Source organism: Shinella zoogloeoides, assembly GCF_033705735.1.
GTDB lineage: Bacteria > Pseudomonadota > Alphaproteobacteria > Rhizobiales > Rhizobiaceae > Shinella > Shinella zoogloeoides_A.
This window is the reverse complement of the sequence record NZ_CP131130.1, coordinates 3,113,164-3,128,829: the sequence shown is the minus strand read 5'-3', so window position 1 is coordinate 3,128,829 and position 15,666 is coordinate 3,113,164. Positions and strand designations below refer to the sequence as shown.

5 protein-coding genes are annotated in these 15,666 nt (G+C 66.7%); 3 read left to right on the top strand and 2 right to left on the bottom strand.

The window, feature by feature from the left end:
* Position 1 precedes the first annotated feature (1 nt).
* Positions 2 to 763 (top strand): precorrin-4 C(11)-methyltransferase, encoded by a 762-nt coding sequence (cobM, locus tag ShzoTeo12_RS15475; RefSeq protein ID WP_318910258.1) that lies wholly within the window; start codon positions 2 to 4, stop codon positions 761 to 763.
* Positions 764 to 813: 50 nt separating this feature from the next.
* Here the strand turns inward: cobM and ShzoTeo12_RS15470 are convergent, their stop codons facing one another.
* Entirely contained in the window at positions 814 to 1,668 is an 855-nt protein-coding gene (locus tag ShzoTeo12_RS15470; RefSeq protein ID WP_413251155.1) for a LysR substrate-binding domain-containing protein, read from the bottom strand.
* A 78-nt stretch (positions 1,669 to 1,746) separates the two neighbouring features.
* Here ShzoTeo12_RS15470 and ShzoTeo12_RS15465 point away from each other — a divergent pair, with 78 nt between their 5' ends.
* On the top strand, positions 1,747 to 2,781 hold the full coding sequence (locus tag ShzoTeo12_RS15465) for a YeiH family protein (protein ID WP_318910256.1): 1,035 nt from the start codon (positions 1,747 to 1,749) through the stop codon (positions 2,779 to 2,781).
* Between the two features lie 6 nt (positions 2,782 to 2,787).
* Here the strand turns inward: ShzoTeo12_RS15465 and metH are convergent, their stop codons facing one another.
* On the bottom strand, positions 2,788 to 6,582 hold the full coding sequence (gene metH / locus ShzoTeo12_RS15460; protein WP_318910255.1) for a methionine synthase: 3,795 nt from the start codon (positions 6,580 to 6,582) through the stop codon (positions 2,788 to 2,790).
* Between the two features lie 573 nt (positions 6,583 to 7,155).
* Between metH and ShzoTeo12_RS15455 the strand changes: the two genes are divergently transcribed.
* Positions 7,156 to 15,648 (top strand): GH36-type glycosyl hydrolase domain-containing protein, encoded by an 8,493-nt coding sequence (locus tag ShzoTeo12_RS15455; protein WP_318910254.1) that lies wholly within the window; start codon positions 7,156 to 7,158, stop codon positions 15,646 to 15,648.
* Positions 15,649 to 15,666: the final 18 nt, after the last annotated feature.

Sequence of the window (15,666 nt, the reverse complement as noted above, 5' to 3'; positions counted from 1 at the left end):
CATGACCGTTCACTTCATCGGCGCCGGCCCGGGCGCGGCCGACCTCATTACCGTTCGCGGCCGCGATCTCATTGGCAAATGTCCGGTCTGCCTTTATGCCGGATCCATCGTCTCGCCGGAGCTGCTGCAATATTGCCCGCCGGGCGCGCGCATCGTCGATACGGCGCCGCTGTCGCTCGACGAGATCGAGGCGGAATATATCCGCGCCGCCGAAGCGGGCGAGGACGTGGCGCGGCTGCATTCCGGCGATCTCTCCGTCTGGAGCGCCGTCGCCGAGCAGATCCGCCGGCTGGAGAAACATGGGCTCGCCTATACGATGACGCCGGGCGTGCCCTCCTTCGCCGCCGCCGCCGCCGCGCTCGGGCGCGAACTGACCATCCCGGCCGTCGCGCAGAGCCTCGTGCTCACCCGCGTTTCCGGCCGCGCCTCGCCCATGCCGAACCGCGAGACGCTGGAAGGGTTCGGCGCGACGGGGGCGACGCTCGCCATCCACCTTGCCATCCACGCGCTCGACAAGGTCGTGGAAGAGCTGACGCCGCTCTATGGCGCCGATTGCCCGGTCGCCATCGTCGTCAAGGCCTCCTGGCCGGACGAGCGCGTCGTGCGCGGCACGCTTGCCGATATCGCGGCAAAAGTGACGGAAGAGCCCATCGAGCGCACGGCGCTGATCTTTGTCGGCCGCACGCTCGCGGCGGCGGATTTCCGCGAGAGCGCACTTTACGATCCCGGCTATCAGCGCCGGTTCCGCGGCAGGGGCGACTAGAGTATTTCCGCTTTTCCTCGAAGCGACGCAATTCCGGGCGTAAAACTGCTTTAAAGCAGCTTTTCGAAGGCGAGGGCGGCCTTGGAGCGGTAGCGCTCCTTGTGCCGCAGCAGGCGGAAGGCGCGCTCGGGCAGGTCGAAGGCGACCAGCGCGAGCCGGCCGGCGGCAAGGTCGTCCCGCACCACATATTCTGAGACGGCCGTCAGGGCGTTGCCGGCCAGCACGGCGCTGCGCACCGCCTCGTTGGAGGGCAGCGACAGCGCGATATCCAGCGCCGTTTCGTCGAGAGCCGAGGTCAGCGCGCTGCGGGTGCCGGAGCCGGGTTCGCGCAGGATCCAGCGGGTTTGCGTCAGTTCGTCCGGCGTGACCGGCCGGCCGGCGAGGGGATGGCCCGGAGGTGCGACGACGAGCACCCGGTCGCGGGCGACGATGCGCTGCGACAATGCGGGGTGATCGACCTCGCCCTCCACGATGCCCAGCTCCGCCCGCCCCTCCAGAACGGCCTCTGCCGCCTGCTCCGTATTGCCGCCCACCATGCGGATGTCGATGGCCGGATAGGTCTCGTGGAAGCGGATGAGGAGCGGGGGCAGCCAGTAGCCGCCCACCGTTTGGCTGGCGGCGATGGCGAGCGTGCCGCGCTTCAGGCCGCCGATCTCGGTGAGGAAGAGGTCGGCGCTCGTCGCGCGCGCCAGCGTCGCCCGCGCTTCGGGCAGGAATGCAAGGCCCGCCTCCGTCAGCTCGATCCGCCGGCCCGTGCGGTGGAAAAGGGCGATGCCGTAGCGCTCCTCCAGGACGCGGATCGCCGAGCTCACCGCCGACGGCGTGAGGTGCAGCGTCTCGGCAGCCCGGGTGAGGTGCTCGCGCTCCGCCACGGCGGTGAAGATGCGAAGTTGTTCCAATGTCATCATCGTTCGATCCAATCGAATGAAACATCAGATATTTGCCGATGGATCGAATGGTTTTTCAAGCGCATTGATCTGCGCATGGAAAAAACACCCAAAAAACATCCGATCCTTGGAATTCGCGCTTTGGCGCCGGGCGTGCTTCTCTCGGCGCTGGTCTCCGGCCTCGCGCTCGCCGCCGAACGCGCCGAACTCAGGCTGACGGGCGGCGCGTGGATCGAGGCTCTGGTGCTGGCGATCCTTATCGGTTCGCTCGTGCGCCTCTTCCTGCGCCGGCCGGAGGCCTTCGATCCCGGCATCGCCTTCTCGGCCAAGTATTTCCTGGAGGTCGCCATCGTGCTGCTCGGCGCCGGCGTCAGCGCGGCGGCGATCGCCGGCATGGGCCTGCCGCTGATCGCCGCCATCGCGGCGGTGGTTGCGATGGTCCTGGTCGCCAGCTACGGGATCGGCCGGGGGCTCGGGCTTTCGCGCCGTGTCGCGCTGCTGGTCGCCTGCGGCAATTCCATCTGCGGCAATTCCGCGATCGCCGCGACCGCGCCGGTCATCCATGCGGATGCGGAGGACGTCGCCTCCTCCATCGCCTTCACGGCGGTGCTCGGCATGGTGACGGTGCTGCTGCTGCCGGCGCTGGTGCCGCTGCTCGGCCTGTCGGCGACGGGCTACGGGGTGATGGCGGGCATGACGGTCTATGCGGTGCCGCAGGTGCTGGCCGCCACCGCCCCGGTCTCGGCCCTCAGCATCCAGATCGGCACCTTCGTCAAGCTGATGCGCGTGCTGATGCTCGGGCCGGTCGTCTTCGTGCTGTCGCTCGTCTCGGGCAAGGCGGGCGGGCGCCGGCCGGCGCTGCACCGGCTGGTGCCGTGGTTCATCCTCGGCTTCCTCGCCATGCTTTTCGCGCGCAGCTTCGGTCTCATCGATGCCGGGCTTGCCGGGACCATGAGCAAAGCGGCCACCGTGCTGACCATTCTCTCCATGGCCGCGCTCGGCCTCGGCATCGACCTGAAGCGCGTCCTGCGCGCCGGGCCACGGGTGACGGTGACGGTCGTGCTTTCGCTCGGCCTGCTGGTCGTCGCCAGCTATGCCATGGTGCTGCTGCTCAACCTTGCGACGGCCTGAGAGGTCTCAGGCCGCGTCTTCCCGCACGGTCGTCGGCACGTAGTTGAGCACGGGACCGAGCCAGCGCTCGACATCGCCGACCGCCATGCCCTTGCGGCGCGCATAGTCCTCCACCTGGTCGCGCTCCACCTTGGCGACGCCGAAATAGTAGCTTTCGGGCGAGGCGATGTAGAGGCCGGAGACGGAGGAGCCCGGCCACATGGCATAGCTTTCCGTCAGTTCGACGCCGATCTCCTTTTCCGCGTCGAGCAGGCGGAAGAGCGTCGTCTTCTCCGTGTGGTCCGGCTGGGCGGGATAGCCCGGCGCGGGGCGGATGCCGGCATAGGGCTCGCCGATCAGGTCGGTGGGCGAGAAGGTCTCGTCCGGCGCATAGCCCCACAGTTCCTTGCGGACATATTCGTGCATGCGCTCGGCGAAGGCTTCGGCGAAGCGGTCGGCCAGCGCCTTGACGAGGATCGAGTTGTAGTCGTCGTTCGCCCGCTCGAAGCGCTCGGCGATGGCGATCTCGCCGATGCCGGCCGTCACGACGAAGCCGCCGAGATAGTCCTTGCGGCCGCTGTCGACGGGCGCGACGAAGTCGGAGAGCGCCACGTTCGGCCGGCCGTCCCGCTTGGAGAGCTGCTGGCGGAGCGTGAAGAAGGTGGCGAGGTCCTTGTCGCGCGCCTCGTCGGTGAAGAGCCGGATATCGTCGCCGACGGTGCCGGCCGGCCAGAAGCCGACGACGGCCTTCGGCGTGAACCATTTTTCCGCGATGATCTGGTTCAGCATCGCCTGCGCGTCGGCAAAGAGCTGGCGGGCCACCTCGCCGTGCTTCTCGTCCTCGAAAATCCGGGGATAGACGCCCTTCAGCTCCCAGGTCTGGAAGAAGGGCGTCCAGTCGATGTAGCGGGCGAGTTCGGCAAGGTCCCAGTCCTGGAAGACGCGGGTGCCGAGGAAGGACGGCGTCTTCGGTTCATAGGCCGACCAGTCGGCCTTGAAGGCGTTGTCGCGGGCCCTTGCGATGGGAAGGCGCTGCTTTTCCGCCTCGCTGCGCGCATGGGCGTCGGCGACCTTGCGGTATTCGGCCTTCAGGGTGTCGACATAGCCGGGCTTCATCTCCGCCGACAGCAGGCTGCCGACGACGCCGACGGCGCGGCTGGCATCCGTGACATAGACGGCCTGGCCGCGCTCGTAGCGCGGGTGGATCTTGACGGCCGTGTGCACGCGGCTCGTCGTCGCCCCGCCGATGAGGAGGGGGATGTCGAAGCCTTCGCGCTCCATCTCGGCAGCGACATGGGCCATCTCGTCGAGCGAGGGGGTGATGAGGCCGGAAAGGCCGATGATGTCGACCTTCTCGGCCTTCGCCGTCTCGAGGATCTTCGTCGCCGGCACCATGACGCCGAGGTCGATGATCTCGTAATTGTTGCAGGCGAGCACGACGCCGACGATGTTCTTGCCGATGTCGTGCACGTCGCCCTTGACGGTCGCCATCAGGATCTTGCCGGCACTCTGGCGTTCGTCGCCGCCGCCGCCATTGGCGAGCTTCTCGGCTTCCATGTAGGGCAGCAGCACGGCGACGGCCTGCTTCATCACGCGGGCGGACTTCACCACCTGCGGCAGGAACATCTTGCCCGCGCCGAAAAGGTCGCCGACGACGTTCATGCCGGCCATCAGCGGGCCTTCGATGACGTGGAGCGGGCGCTCGGCCTTCTGCCGCGCCTCTTCCGTGTCCTCTTCCACGAATTCGGTGATGCCGTTGACGAGGGCGTGCTCCAGCCGTTTCTCCACCGGCCATTCGCGCCAGGCGAGATCGCGCTCCTTGGCTTCCTTGCCGCCCGCACCCTTGAAGCGCTCGGCGATCTCCAGCATGCGCTCGGTGGCGGTGCCGCCGGTCTTGGGCACGCGGTTCAGCACCACGTCCTCGCAGGCCTCGCGCAGCTCGGGCTCGATCGTGTCGTAGACGGCGAGCTGACCGGCATTGACGATGCCCATGTCCATGCCCGCCTGGATGGCGTGGTAGAGGAACACGGCGTGCATCGCCTCGCGCACCGGCTCGTTGCCGCGGAAGGAGAAGGAGAGGTTCGAGACGCCGCCGGAAATGTGGACATGCGGCAGCGTCGCGGTGATCTCGGCGGTCGCCTCGATGAAGTCGACGCCGTAATTGTCGTGCTCCTCGATGCCGGTGGCGACGGCGAAGATGTTGGGGTCGAAGACGATGTCCTCCGGGGCGAGGCCCGCGACTTCGGTCAGCAGCTTGTAGGCGCGGGTGCAGATCTCCACCTTGCGCGCCTTGGTGTCGGCCTGGCCTTTCTCGTCGAAGGCCATGACGACCACGGCGGCGCCGTAGGCGCGCACGAGCCTGGCATAACGCAGGAAGGCTTCCTCGCCTTCCTTCAGCGAGATCGAGTTGACCAGCGGCTTGCCCTGAACGCATTTCAGGCCCGCCTCGATGATCTCCCACTTGGACGAGTCGATCATCACGGGAACGCGGGCGATGTCCGGCTCGGCGGCGATGAGATTGAGGTATTCCACCATCGCCTTCTGGGAATCGATGAGGCCTTCGTCCATGTTGATGTCGATGATCTGCGCGCCGTTGGCCACCTGGTCGCGGGCGACGTCGAGGGCGGCCGCATAGTCGCCGGCGGTGATCAGCTTGCGGAATTTCGCCGAGCCGGTGACGTTGGTGCGCTCGCCGACATTCACGAAGGGAATGGCTTCCGTCAGCGTGAAGGGCTCGAGACCGGACAGGCGCATATGGCGCGGGATATCCGGGATCTGACGCGGCTTGTGGCGCGCGGCGGCTTGCGCGATGGCGCGGATATGGGCGGGCGTCGAGCCGCAGCAGCCGCCGACGATGTTGACGAGGCCGTCGCGCATGAAGCCTTCGATCTGGTCGGCCATTTCCTCCGGCGTCTCGTCGTACTTGCCGAAGGCGTTGGGCAGGCCGGCATTCGGATAGGCGCAGACGAAGGTCTCGGCGACCGAGGAAATCTCGGAGAGATGCGCGCGCATGGCATTGGCGCCCAGCGCGCAGTTGAGGCCAATGGAGAAGGGCGTTGCGTGACGCACCGAGTTCCAGAAGGCCTCCGGCGTCTGGCCGGACAGCGTGCGGCCGGAAAGGTCGGTGATCGTGCCCGAGATCATGACCGGCAGGTGGATACCCTTTTCCTCGAAGACCTCGCGGGTGGCGAAGATCGCGGCCTTGGCGTTCAGCGTGTCGAAGATGGTCTCGATGAGGATGATGTCGGCGCCGCCGTCGATGAGGCCGCGCACCTGCTCGGCATAGGCGGTGCGCAGGTCGTCGAAGGTGACGGCGCGGTAGCCGGGATTGTTGACGTCCGGCGAGATGGAGGCGGTGCGATTCGTCGGGCCGAGCGCGCCGGCGACGAAGCGGCGGCGGCCGTCCTTCTGCTCGGCGCGCAGGCCCGCGCGGCGGGCAAGGCGCGCGCCGTCGCGGTTCAGCTCATAGACCATGTCCTGCATGCCGTAATCGGCCTGGGCGATGGTGGTGGAGGAGAAGGTGTTGGTCTCGAGGATGTCCGCGCCGGCCAGCGCGTAGCGGTAATGGATGTCCTCGATGGCGGCCGGCTGCGTCAGCGTCAGGAGGTCGTTGTTGCCCTGCTGGTGACAGGCGCAGTCGCCGAAACGGTCGCCGCGGAAGTCCTCTTCCACGAGCTTGAGCGTCTGGATCTCCGTGCCCATGGCGCCGTCGAGCACGAGGATGCGCTCCTGTGCGGCAGCCTTGAGCGCGGCCAGGACTTCGCTGCCGTCGCGCGGCGGCTGTTCGGGGCCGAACAGGGTGTCCAGGTGGGAATTGGCCATGGGAGCCCTCCGGTACTGACAAATCGTATGTTGGAGATCACATAAAGATATCTTTATGTCAATATGTGTTCATTCGCGCAGATCGATTCAACGCCCGGCGGAAGAAGCCGCCAAGGGGTTGTTCATGGCAATACCCGGATCGGCGTTTCGTTGCGAGCGCTATTGCAGCCGGACTGCCCCAAGGTTGCCGGAAAGGGCGGTTGTAATGTCCCACAGGAACTTTTCGCGCGGTTGCGCGTTGCGCTTCGCCAGTATCCTGTCTTCCCTCGCGTCAAACGAGGGGCGCAGGGATTCACCAAAACCGCAGATGAGGGTCCATGCTGCGCCATCCGGTCCTGTTGACATGTTGCAAGTCTCTGTCCTTACGGCTAAAAAATGCCGTTTTCATGCACCACGCGGCCAGGATGCCAATCAGCGTGTCGCCTGAGCCAGTTCCATCCGTGAAGCGCCCCGAGGGCGCCGCCCGGTGTCATGGCTGATCGCGGCGCCGAGACGAAGCCTGTCCGCGACAAACCCTCCGGCGCCAAGGCCGCCGCCGGTTGGCTCACCATGGCCGGATCCAGAATCAGAAACATGCCCCTTCACAATACGCCGCAAGCCCCGCGTGATGCCGATGCCAAGCACATCGACTACAACGATTCCATCCGCGCCACCTATCTGACGCTGGAGGAGCTGGCCGAGTGCGGCGAAGCGCTTGCGCGCGACAGGACGGCGGCCCTGCCCGGCTACCAGCCCTTCGAGTTCCGCCCGCGGCACAAGGAGAACGAGAAGGAGATCTTCCGCGTCTACCAGGCGACCGCACGGGACGTGGAGGCCGGTGCGCAGATCACACCCGCGGCCGAATGGCTGCTCGACAATTACTACGTCATCGAGGAAGCGATCCAGGAGGTCCGGCGCGACTTCCCTCGCCGCTTCTTCCGGCAACTGCCGACCATCGAGATCGACGGCAGGCCGGTTCCCCGCACGCTGGCCATCGCCTGGCTCTATGTCGCCCATACCCATAGCGGCGTGTCGGTGGAAAGCCTGACGGCCTTCGTGCAGGGCTTCCAGAAGCTCGATGCGCTGAAGATCGGCGAACTCTGGGCGCTGCCCTCCTTCATCCGCTTCGTGCTGCTCGAGAATCTGCGGCGTATTTCCAGCCGCGTCGAGCGCTCGCGCAAGATGCGCTTCAAGGCGAACGAGGTGGCCGACGAGCTGATCCGCCTCAACGATCCGGAAAAGTGCATCGCCTATCTCGGCTCGCTGGAGAGCTTCGTCGAGGACAATACTTTCGTCATCCAGCTTCTCTATCGCCTGCGCGACGGCCTTCAGGCTTCCGGCGCGGTCATCCAGTGGCTGGAGCGCAGGATCGAGAGCCGCGGCAGCGACCTCGAAGAGCTTATCGTCGCGGAGAACAACCGCCTGTCCTCCGGCAACGTGACGATGAGCTCGCTCATCAAGAGCCTGCGCACGGTGGACGACACCGAATGGCCGGTCTGGTTCGAGAGCGTCAGCCGCCTCGACGAGGCGCTGCGCCAGAGTTCGGACTACAGCGACCTCGATTTCGGCTCGCGCAACAAGTACCGCAACACGATCGAGCGTTTCGCCCGCCGCTCCGGCAAGACGGAACTGGAGGTCACCGAGACCGCCATCGCCATGACGGCCGAAGACGCGGCCGCCCATGGGGACGATCCCGACTACGAGGCCAATGTCGGCGCCTTCCTCGTCGGCAAGAAGCGCAAGCTTCTCGAAAAGCGCATCGGCTACCGCCCCTCGCTCGTCCAGCGCGTCGTGCGCCTGACGCGCAAGCTCGACTGGCTCGCCATCGCCGGCCCGAACATCATCCTCACGCTGCTGGCGATGATCGCGGTCTATTATTTCCTCGACCAGCTCGACATTCCGAACGGCGCATGGCTGATCATGCTCGTCCTCTTCGCGCTGCCGGCCTCGGAAGGTGCGACGGGTCTCTTCAACACGCTCGTCACCTTCTTCGTCACGCCCTCGCGGCTCGTCGGATACGAGTTCAAGGACGGCATTCCCGAGGATGCGCGCACGCTGCTCGTCGTGCCCTGTCTGATCTCCAAGCGCGACCATGTGGACGAGCTGGTGCGCAACCTGGAAGTTCACTATCTGGCTAATCCGCGCGGCGAGATCTATTTCGCGCTGGTCAGTGACTGGGCCGACAGCCAGAGCGAGGAGACGCCGGCCGATCTCGACGTCCTGGAATATGCCAAGCGCGAGATCGCGACGCTTTCGGCCCGCTATGCCTATGACGGGCGCACGCGCTTCTATCTCCTGCACCGCCGCCGCCTCTACAACCCTTCCGAAGGGGCGTGGATGGGCTGGGAGCGCAAGCGCGGCAAGCTGCACGAGCTCAATCTTCTCCTGCGCGGCGACGGCGACACGACCTTCCTGCCGGGCGCCAATGTCGTTCCGGCCGACGTCAAATATGTCATGACGCTCGATTCCGACACGCGCCTGATGCGCGATGCCGTGACCAAGCTCGTCGGCAAGATGCACCACCCGATCAACCGCCCGGTCATCGACGAGGCGACGGGCGAGATCGTCGCCGGCTATTCCATCCTCCAGCCGCGTGTCACGCCCTCGCTGACGACGGGCAAGGAGGCCTCCACCTTCCAGCGCATCTTCTCGGCCGACCGCGGCGTCGACCCCTATGTCTTCACCGTTTCCGACGTCTACCAGGACCTTGCCGGCGAAGGCACCTTCACGGGCAAGGGCCTCTACCATGTCGACGCCTTCGAGGCGGCGGTGAAGGGGCGGATCGGCGAGAACGCCGTTCTCAGCCACGACCTGCTCGAAGGTTCGCTCTCGCGCTGCGCGCTGGTGACGGACGTGGAGCTCGTCGAGGACTTCCCGACGCGCTACGGCGTCGAGACCTCGCGCCAGCATCGCTGGGCGCGCGGCGACTGGCAGCTGCTGCCCTATCTCTTCGGCCCGTCGAGCGGCATTCCCATGCTCGGCCGCTGGAAGATGTACGACAACCTGCGCCGCAGCCTCATTCCCATCGGCTGGCTCGTCGCCTCCGTCATGGGCTGGTACTACATGGAGCCGCGCCAGGCGCTGATCTGGCAGCTCGTGCTGATCTTCCTGCTCTTCGTCGCGCCGACGCTCTCGCTCATTTCGGGCATCATGCCGCGCCGCAGCGACATCGTCGCCCGCGCCCATGTGCACCGCGTCTTCTCCGATATCCGCGCGGCCAATGCGCAGGTCGCCTTGCGCATCGTCTTCATCGCCCATTCGGCGGCGCTGATGGCGGACGCCATCGTGCGCTCGCTCTACCGCACCTTCATCAGCGGCAAGCTGATGCTGGAATGGCGCACGGCCGCGCAGGCCGACAGCGGCGCGCGCGGCGGCATCCTCGCCCATTACAAGTCCATGTGGCAGGCGCCGGCGCTCGCGGTGTTCTCCGTCGCGCTCGCCATGATCTCCAAGACGGGCCTGCCTTTCATCGGCGTTCCCTTCGCGCTCGTCTGGATGCTCTCGCCGATGATCGCCTGGTCCGTTAGCCAGACGGCGGAGACGGAGGACCAGCTCGTCGTTTCCGACCATGTCGCGACCGAGCTGCGCAAGATCGCGCGACGCACCTGGCGCTATTTCGAGACCTTCGTCACCGCCGAGCAGCATTTCCTGCCGCCGGACAACTTCCAGGAAATACCGCAGCCGGTTCTGGCCGAGCGCACCTCGCCGACCAATATCGGCGTCTACCTGCTCTCGGTCATCTCGGCGCGCGATTTCGGCTGGCTGAGCTTCGAGGAGACGGTTCGTCGCCTCGAGCAGACCGTCGCCACCATCGACGGCATGCCGAAATACCGCGGCCACCTCTACAACTGGTACCGCACCAATACGCTGGAAACGCTCGGGCCGCGCTATGTCTCGGCGGTCGACAGCGGCAACCTCGCCGGTCACCTCATCGCCATCTCCTCCATGTGCCGCGAATGGGCCGAAGCCCCGTCTGCGCATCTCCAAGGCAGCCTCGACGGCATCGGCGACGTCGCCGCGATCCTTTCGGAAACGCTCAAGCAGCTTCCGGACGACCGCAAGACCGTGCGCCCGCTGCGTCGCCTCATCGAGGAGCGCATCGAGGGCTTCCACAACGCGCTCGCCGCCGTCAAGCGCGAGCACGAATTCGCCTCGATCCGCGTCATCAACCTTTCGGTGCTGGCGCGCGACGTGAACAAGCTGATCGTTAATCTCGACCACGAGATCAAGTCGCCGCAGAGCGCGGAGGTCGTGCACTGGGCGGGCGCGCTGGTCTCGACCTGCGAGGCGCATATCGCCGACAGCGTCTTCGACCTCGGCAGCATCGAGGCGCTGCGCGACCGGCTGGCCGTGCTGCGCGACCGGGCGCGCGACATCGCCTTCTCGATGGATTTCGGCTTCCTCTTCCGCCAGGAACGGCGCCTCCTCTCCATCGGCTACCGCGTCGAGACGAACGAGCTGGACGAGGCCTGCTACGACCTGCTTGCCTCCGAGGCGCGCCTGACGAGCCTCTTCGCCATCGCCAAGGGCGACCTGCCGACCGAGCACTGGTACAAGCTCGGCCGCCCGGTCGTTCCGGTCGGCTCGCGCGGCGCGCTCGTCTCCTGGTCGGGCTCGATGTTCGAATACCTGATGCCGCCGCTCGTCATGCAGGAGCGTCAGGGCGGCATCCTCAACCAGACGAACAACCTCGTCGTCGTCGAGCAGATGAACCACGGCCGCCGCCTCGGCACGCCCTGGGGCATCTCGGAAGCGGCCTTCAACGCCCGCGACCACGAGCTGACCTATCAGTACACCAATTTCGGCGTGCCGACGCTCGGCCTCAAGCGCGGCCTCGGCCAGAACGCGGTGATCGCGCCCTACGCGTCGCTCCTCGCCACGCAATATGCGCCCAAGGCGGCGCTGGAGAATCTCGAGCGCCTGCGCAAGCTCGGCGCGCTCGGCGTCTACGGTTTCCATGACGCCGTCGACTTCACCCCGACGCGCGTGCCGGAGGGCAAGACCTGCGCGGTGGTGAGGAACTACATGGCGCACCATCACGGCATGTCCATCGCCGCTGTCGCCAATGTCGTCTTCAACGGCGTGCTGCGCGAGCGCTTCCATTCGGATCCCGTCATCGAGGCCGCCGAACTGCTGCTGCAGGAAAAGGCGCCGCGTGACATCCCGGTCATCAACGCCAAGCGCGAGCCGGAAACCGTCGGCAGCACGCAGGCCGACCTGCTGCGTCCGGAAATCCGCATCTTCAAGGATCCGATCTCCCGCGAGCGCGAGACCGTGTTCCTGTCGAACGGCCATTACTCCGTCATGCTCACGGCGACCGGCGCGGGCTATTCGCGCTGGAACGGCCAGTCCGTCACCCGCTGGAAGCCCGACCCGACGGAAGACCGCTGGGGCTCCTTCCTCTTCCTGCGTGACATGGGGACGAACGAATGGTGGTCCGCCACCGCCGAGCCCCGGCGCATCGAGGGCGAGGTGACGAAGACCCAGTTCGGCGACGACAAGGCGGAGTTCATCAAGACCGTCGGCACGCTGACCAGCGAGGTCGAGTGCATCGTCGCCACCGAGCACGATGCCGAGGGCCGTCGCCTGACCCTGCTCAACACCGGCACGGAAGACCGCTTCATCGAGGTGACTTCCTATATGGAGCCCGTCATCGCGACGGACGACGCCGACAACGCCCACCCGCTCTTCTCGAAGATGTTCGTGCGCACCGAAATCGGCAAGCGCGGCGATGTCATCCGCGCGGAGCGCCAGAAGCGCAATCCGAACGAGCCGGACATGGCGATCGCCCATCTCATCGTCGACAATGCCGGCCCCTCGCGCCGCACAGAGATTGAGACGGACCGTCGCCGCTTCATCGGCCGCGGGCGCTCGCTGCCGACCGCCGCCGCCTTCGACGCCGGCGCTCAGCTCTCGGGCACGGACGGCTTCACGCTCGATCCGATCCTGGCGCTGCGCCGCGTGGTGCGCGTTCCGGCCGGCAAGAAGGTCAAGGTCATCTTCTGGACCATCGCTGCGCCGAGCCGCGCCGAGGTGGATGCCGCCATCGACCGCTATCGCCACCCAGATGCCTTCAACCACGAGATGATCCATGCCTGGACGCGCTCGCAGGTGCATATGCGCCATGTCGGCGTCACCTCGCAGGAGGCGGCGAGCTTCCAGATGCTCGGTAAGTACCTGACCTATCCGGACATGCATCTGCGGGCCGATACCGGCACGATTGAGACGGGGCTCAAGGCGCAGTCGGCGCTCTGGCCGCTGGCGATTTCCGGTGATTTCCCGATCTTCATCGTACGCATCAACGACGAGATCGACCTCGATGTCGCCCGCGGGGCGTTGCGCGCGCAGGAATACCTCCGTCACCGCGGCGTCACCGCCGACCTCGTGATCCTCAACGAGCGCGCCGCCTCCTATGCGCAGGACATGCAGCACACGCTCGACCAGATGTGCGAGGCGCTGCGCATGCGCGGCCAGTCGGATGGCGTGCGCCAGCATGTCTTCACGGTGCGCCGCGACCTGATGGAGGTCTCCACCTGGCAGGCGCTGCTGGCGACGGCCCGCGCCGTCTTCCACGCCCGCAACGGCACGCTTTCCGACCAGATCGCCCGCACCGTCTCGCTCTTCTCGACGCCGCGCGGCGAGGAGGAGGCAAAGGCGGATGCGGATGCAATCGTGCCGAAGCTTCCGGTGCCGGAAGGCGAGCCCGTTGCCATCGATGGCGAGGGCCTTTCCTTCTGGAACGGCTTCGGCGGGTTCAACGTCGACCGGCGCGAATATGCCGTGCGCCTGCGCGGCGGCGAGGCGACGCCGCAGCCGTGGATCAACGTCATCTCCAACCGCGAATTCGGCTTCCACGTCTCGGCGGAAGGCGCCGGCTTCACCTGGAGCCGCAATTCGCGCGACTTCCAGCTCACGCCCTGGACAAACGACCCGGTCATCAACCGCCCAGGCGAGGCCTTTTATGTGCGGGACCGCGACCGCGACACCGTGATGACGCCCTTCGCCGCCCTTTCACGCAAGCGGACGGTGAAGTTCGAGACCTGGCACGGCCTCGGCTACACGGCCTTCCGCAGTTGGGAGGACGGCATCGAGCTCGATCTCGTCCAGACGGTCGATCCCGAGGACCCGGTGAAATATTCGCGCCTCGTCGTGAAGAATACCGGCGAGACGGCGCGCAGTCTCACGGTCTACGGCTATGTCGAATGGGTGCTTGGCAACAATTCCGCCAAGACGGCGCCCTTCGTCGTGACGAGCCATGACGAGGAAAGCGGCGCGCTCCTTGCGACCAATCCCTACAGCCTCGAATTCTCCGGCCGGACCAGCTTCTTCGGCGTCAATGCGCCGGTGGCGGGCTTCACGGCGCGGCGGCGCGATTTCATCGGCCGCACCGGCGATATCGTGCTTCCTTCGGCCGTTGCGGCGGGGCAGCCGCTTTCCGGCAGTGCCGACGGCATCGGCGATCCCTGCGCGGCGCTCGCCGTCGACATCACGCTGAAGCCCGGCGAGAAGCGCGAGCTCCTCTTCATGCTCGGCGACACCGCCGATGCGGAGAGCGCCCGCGCGCTGGCCGGCAAGAGCCGGGCGGCGGATTTCGATACGGTCATGGCGTCGGTCCGCTCCTTCTGGGAGCGCTTCACCGGCACGCTCCAGGTCAAGACGCCCGATGCGGCGCTCGACCGGATGGTCAACGACTGGCTGCCCTATCAGGCGCTCGGTTGCCGCATCATGGCGCGCACCGCCTTCTACCAGGCGAGCGGCGCCTATGGCTTCCGCGACCAGCTGCAGGATACGCTCGCCTTCATCATGCATCACCCGGAGCTGGCCCGCACGCAGATCCTCAACGCGGCGGCCCGCCAGTTCGTCGAAGGCGACGTGCAGCACTGGTGGCTGCCCGATACCGGCGCCGGCGTGCGCACGATGATCTCCGACGACGTCGTCTGGCTCGCCCATGCGGTGGAGTATTATTGCCGGGTGACCGGCGACCGCGGGCTGCTCGAGGAAAGGCTCGCCTTCATCGAGGGCCAGCAGCTCGCCGAGGGCCAGCACGATGCTTTCTTCAAGCCCGACCGCTCGTCGGAAGAGGCCTCGCTCTATGACCATTGCGCCCACGCGCTCGATCTCGCGCTCCGGCGCACCGGCGAGAACGGCCTGCCGCTGATCCTCGGCGGCGACTGGAACGACGGCATGAACCGCGTCGGCGAGGAAGGCCGCGGCACGAGCGTCTGGCTCGGCTGGTTGCTCGCCGGCACCCTGCGCGGCTTCCTGCCGATCGCCCGCGAACGGGGCGATCACGGCCGCGCCGAAATCTGGGAAGGCCATCTCGGCCGGCTGAAGGAAGCGCTCGAAACGGCGGGCTGGGACGGCGGCTACTACCGTCGCGGCTATTACGACGACGGGACGCCGCTGGGCTCGGCGACAAGTGCCGAGTGCCGCATCGATTCCATCGCCCAGAGCTGGAGCGTGCTCTCCGGCGAGGGCGAGCCCGCGCGCTCGCGGCAGGCGATGGACGCCGTCATGGCCGAACTCGTCGACAAGGAAAACGGCATCATCCGCCTGTTCACGCCGCCCTTTGCCGAAACCCCGCAGGATCCGGGCTACATCAAGGCCTATCCGCCGGGCGTGCGCGAAAACGGCGGCCAGTATACCCATGCGGCGACCTGGGTCGTCCTGGCGCTGGCGCGCCAGGGGAGGGGCGACGACGCCTATGCCTGCTTCGATCTCCTCAACCCGGTCAGGCATGCGCTCGATCCGGAGGCGGCCGAACGCTACCGCGTCGAGCCCTATGTCGTGGCGGCCGACGTCTACGGTGTCGGCGAGCGCACCGGGCGGGGCGGCTGGAGCTGGTACACGGGCTCGGCCGGGTGGCTCTACCGGGCGGCTGTCGAGGGTATTCTCGGCGTCCGCAAGGAAGGCGGCCGTCTCTTCGTCGATCCGGTGCTTCCGGCGGCATGGAACGGCTACAGCGCCACCCTCACGCTCGACGGACGGAAGCTTTCGATCCGCGTCGATCGCGGCGAGGACGGTGGATGGCAGGCAACCGTGAACGGCACTGTCATCAAATCTTCAAACGAGGGCTATTTGCTCTGATCCGCACCACGCGGATCA